Genomic DNA, 1,631 nt, shown 5'->3' with positions numbered 1-1,631 from the left:
CCCCCCCCCCCCACCCCCATCTGGGGGGGGGCGCCCGTTCCCAGTCCGGCGGGGCAGTGGGATCCCAGAGCCGCGGCGCGCCGGGCGCCCAGGCTCGCCGGCCGGAAAGTACCCGCTCACGCGGGATTTCGGCGCGCGGCGGAAGAGCCGAATCTTGTGCGTATGACGATCGCACTCGCTCTCGAATCCCTGCGCACGCAGTGCGCGCTGCACCTGCCCGGTGACCCCGGCTACGACGCCGCCCGCCTGCCCTGGAACCTGGCGGTGGACCAGCGGCCCGCCGCGGTCGCCGTCCCGGCCGACGTGGATCAGGGGGTCGCCGTCGTCCGGGCCGCTCGCGCCGCCCGGTTGCGGGTCGCGCCGCAGAGCACCGGCCACGGTGCGGGCCCGCTGGCCGACATTCCGCTCGACGACGTGGTGCTGCTGAAGCTGTCCGAGCTCACCGGCGTCACCGTCGACCCGCGGGCGCGCACCGCCCGTGTGCTCGGTGGCACCAAGTGGCAGCAGGTGCTCGCCGCCGCGGCCCCGCACGGCCTGACCGCCCTGCACGGCAGCGCCCCCGACGTGGGTGTGGCGGGCTATGTGCTCTCCGGCGGCCTGTCCTTCTACGGTCGCGCCCACGGTCTCGCGGTGAACTCGGTGCGCGCCTTCGAGGTGGTGCTCTACGACGGCACCGTGGCGCGTGCCACGGCGACGGAGAACCAGGAGCTGTTCTGGGCGCTGCGCGGCGGCGGCGGCAACTTCGGCGTCGTGGTCGCCATCGAGCTCGACCTGCTGCCCTACGCCGACGTCTACGCGGGCATGCTGCTGTGGGACCGGGCACGTGCCGCCGAGGTCGTCCCGGCCTGGGTGGAGTGGACGCGCACGGCTCCCGAGTCGGCCACCACCTCGCTGCGCGTGATGAGCTTCCCGCCGCTGCCGGAACTACCGCCCTTCCTGTCCGGCCGCGACATCGTCGTGATCGACGGCGCCATCCTGGAATCCGACGCACTCGCCGGTGATGTGCTGGCCCCGCTGCGCGCACTCGCCCCCGAGGTCGACACCTTCGGCCGCATTCCGTCGCAGGCCCTGGTGCAGGTGCACATGGACCCGCCGGAGCCGACGCCGATGGTCGCCGAGCACAGCGTGCTCGGCGCGCTCGACGACGAGGCCGTGGCCGCCTTCCTCGCGCAGGTCGGCGACGGCACCTCGACCGGCCTGATGTTCGCCGAGTTGCGGCACCTCGGCGGGGCCTTCGCCCGCCCGGCCGCCGACGGCGGCGCCCTGTCGGCGGTGCCCGGCGAGTTCGCCCTGATGTGCGTGGCGGTGGCGCCCACCCCGCAGGCCGCGGTGGCGGGCAAGGCGGCGGGCTTCGCGGTCTCGCGGGCGCTGGCGCCGTGGTCGCTGCCCGGGCTCATCCCCACCTTCACCGAGGACCGGGTCGACAGCGGGAGGCTGTACGACGGGGAGGACTGGGCGCGGCTGAACCGGGTGCGCGACGCCGTGGCGCCGGGCGCGGTGTTCGTCGCCAATCACGCCCTGTAGCGGGCGCTTTCGAGGGGTGGGGGCGGGGGGGGGGGGGGGGGGGCCCCCCCCCCCCCCCCCGGGGGGGGCGCCCCCCCGCCCCGCCCGGGCGCCGCCCCCGCGCGCGG

At 76.3% G+C, this 1,631-nt stretch carries 1 protein-coding gene; it reads left to right on the top strand.

Annotated elements, in window-relative coordinates; genetic code table 11:
* The first annotated feature begins 162 nt into the window (after positions 1–162).
* Positions 163–1,524, top strand: coding sequence for an FAD-binding oxidoreductase (locus tag QH283_RS14390; protein ID WP_280503504.1), 1,362 nt, complete (start codon positions 163–165; stop codon positions 1,522–1,524).
* Positions 1,525–1,631 lie beyond the last annotated feature (107 nt).

This window comes from Nocardia farcinica, assembly GCF_029867845.1.
Taxonomy (GTDB): domain Bacteria; phylum Actinomycetota; class Actinomycetes; order Mycobacteriales; family Mycobacteriaceae; genus Nocardia; species Nocardia farcinica_A.
Note: the sequence above shows the minus strand (reverse complement) of the source record. Positions and strands in the feature narration are given on the sequence as shown.

Coding starts and splice junctions, on each gene's coding strand:
- QH283_RS14390 (WP_280503504.1), top strand. CDS start 163: ATGACGATCGCACTCGCTCTCGAATCCCTGCGCACGCAGTGCGCGCTG.